Annotated in this window: 1 protein-coding gene; it reads right to left on the reverse strand. The window is 72.5% G+C overall.

The genetic code is table 11. From position 1 onward, the window contains the following. Positions 1 to 150: 150 nt before the first annotated feature. A complete protein-coding gene (lon, locus tag VMF51_RS14750; protein ID WP_325475206.1) occupies positions 151 to 2,469 on the reverse strand; it encodes an endopeptidase La in 2,319 nt (772 codons plus the stop codon). Between the last annotated feature and the right edge of the window lie 166 nt (positions 2,470 to 2,635).

The following is a 2,635-nucleotide window of genomic DNA, read 5'->3' on the forward strand; positions in this document are numbered from 1 at the left end:
CAGCAGCCAAGACCTCGCCTGGGTCGCCCACGAACTCAACGACCGCCCACGCAAACGACATGGCTACGCTCGCCCCTCAGAACTGATCGACAAGCTGCTGTTGCGCTGACGCCCCGAGCCCGCCCTGCATACCGTGATGAACCCGCGGGATCACGCCGCCGCGCTGGCCGCCCCCGAGACCGGCGTGAGGGCGCCGCTGACCACGTCGAGCACGTCGCCGACGACGTGCACGGTGACCGCCTCCAGCACGTCCGCGGGGACGTCCTCGAGGTCGGGCTCGTTGCGCAGCGGCACGAACACCTCGGTGAGCCCGGCGCGCTGGGCCGCGAGCAGCTTCTGCTTCAGGCCGCCGATGGGGAGCACCCGGCCGTTGAGGGTGACCTCGCCGGTCATGCCGACCTCCGAGCGCACCGGGCGGCCGGTGGCGAGCGAGGTCAGCGCGGTGACCATGGTGATGCCGGCCGACGGCCCGTCCTTGGGTACGGCGCCTGCCGGGACGTGCACGTGGATGGCCCGCTCGAAGAACGCGGGGTCGATCCCGAGCACCTCCGCGTGGGCCCGCACGAAGGACAGGGCGATCTGCGCCGACTCCTTCATCACGTCGCCGAGCTGGCCGGTGATGGTCAGGCCCGCCGTCCCCTCGTGCGCGGACGCCTCGATGAACAGCACGTCGCCGCCGAGTCCGGTCACGGCGAGGCCGGTCGCGACGCCGGGCACCGCCGTACGCTCGTGCGCCTCCGGGGTGAACCGCGGCCGCCCGATCAGGTCCTTCAGGTCGGGTTCGTCGACGTCGATCCGCGAGGCGCCGGTCGCCAGCCTCGTCGCCGCCTTGCGGAGCGCCTTGGCCAGCAGCCGCTCCATCTGCCGCACGCCCGCCTCGCGGGTGTAGTTCGCCGCCAGCTCGCGCAGCGCGGCGTCGGAGATCGTGAACTCCTCCGCCGTCACGGCCGCGCGCTCCAGCTGCCTCGGCAGCAGGAAGTCGCGCGCGATGGCGACCTTGTCGTCCTCGGTGTAGCCGTCGAGCGTGACCAGCTCCATCCGGTCCAGCAGCGCGCTGGGGATCTGCTCGACCACGTTGGCGGTGGCGATGAACAGCACGTCGGACAGGTCCAGGTCGAGCTCGAGGTAGTGGTCGCGGAAGGTGTGGTTCTGCGCCGGGTCGAGGACCTCCAGCAGCGCGGCGGCGGGGTCGCCGCTGAACGCGCCGGCGGCCAGCTTGTCGACCTCGTCGAGCAGCACGACCGGGTTCATCGAGCCGGCCTCCTTGATGGCGCGCACGATGCGGCCGGGCAGCGCGCCGACGTACGTCCGGCGGTGGCCGCGGATCTCGGCCTCGTCGCGCACGCCGCCGAGGGCGACGCGCACGAAGTCACGACCGAGCGCCCGCGCGACGGACTCGCCGAGCGAGGTCTTGCCGACTCCGGGAGGACCCGCGAGCAGGATGACCGCGCCCGAGCCGCGACCGCCGACGACCTGCAGGCCGCGCTCGGCGCGCCGCGCACGGACAGCGAGGTACTCGACGATCCGGTCCTTGACCTCCTCCAGGCCGTGGTGGTCGGCGTCGAGCACGGCACGGGCAGCCGCCACGTCGGTGGAGTCCTCCGTCCGGGTGGCCCAGGGCAGGTCCAGGACGGTGTCGAGCCAGGTGCGGATCCAGCCGGTCTCGGGGCTCTGCTCGCTGGCGCGCTCGAGCTTGTCGACCTCCTTCAGCAGCGCGGCCCGTACGGCGTCGGGGACGTCGGCGGCCTCGACCCGTGTCCGGTAGTCCTCGGAGCCCTCGGGCTCGCCCTCGCCGAGCTCCTTGCGGATGGCGGCGAGCTGCTGGCGCAGCAGGTACTCGCGCTGGGTCTTCTCCATGCCCTCGCGGACGTCGTTGCCGATCTTGTCGGTGAGCTCGGCCTCGGCGAGGTGCTCGCGGGTCCACTCGACCAGCGTCGCCAGCCGCCGCTCGACGTCGGGCTCCTCGAGGAGCTCCCGCTTGCGCTCGATGGAGAGGTAGGGCGCGTAGCCGGCCGCGTCGGCGATCTGGCTCGGATCGGTCATCCGGTGCACCTGGTCGATGACCTGCCAGGCCTCGCGGCGCTGCAGGACGGCGACGACGAGGCGCTTGTACTCCTCGGCCAGCTCGTGGGCGTGCTCGGAGACGACCTCGTCGACCGGCTCGACCTCGACCCACAGGGCGGCGCCGGGGCCGGTCACGCCGCTGCCGATGGCGGCGCGCTGCTCGGCCTTCAGCACGGCGGCCGGCCCGCCGCCGCTGAAGCGCCCGACCCGCTCGATGCTCGCGACCACGCCGTACGACGCGTAGCGGTCCTCGAGCCGGGGCGCGACGAGCACCCGCTCGTCGCCGTTGCTGCGGGCGGCGTCGATCGCGGCCTGGGCGGCCTCGTCGAGCTCGATGGGGACGACCATGCCGGGCAGCACGACGAGGTCGGAGACGAAGAGAACGGGAAGACGCGTGGCGGACATGCGTCGCCTCACTTTCCGAAAGTTGAGTAGTACCGGCTCAACTCACGGGACGGCGGTGGTGTTCCGCCGGGGCCGGCCGTTCACCGTGGGCGAACAGGAGTGGGGTCGGCGGGGTAGTCCGTCACACCAGCGGGGGTAAGACAAGTCTTAGGCCGCGTCCTGTGAC

Origin of the sequence: Nocardioides sp. (assembly GCF_035503875.1) — a bacterium.
GTDB lineage: Bacteria > Actinomycetota > Actinomycetes > Propionibacteriales > Nocardioidaceae > Nocardioides.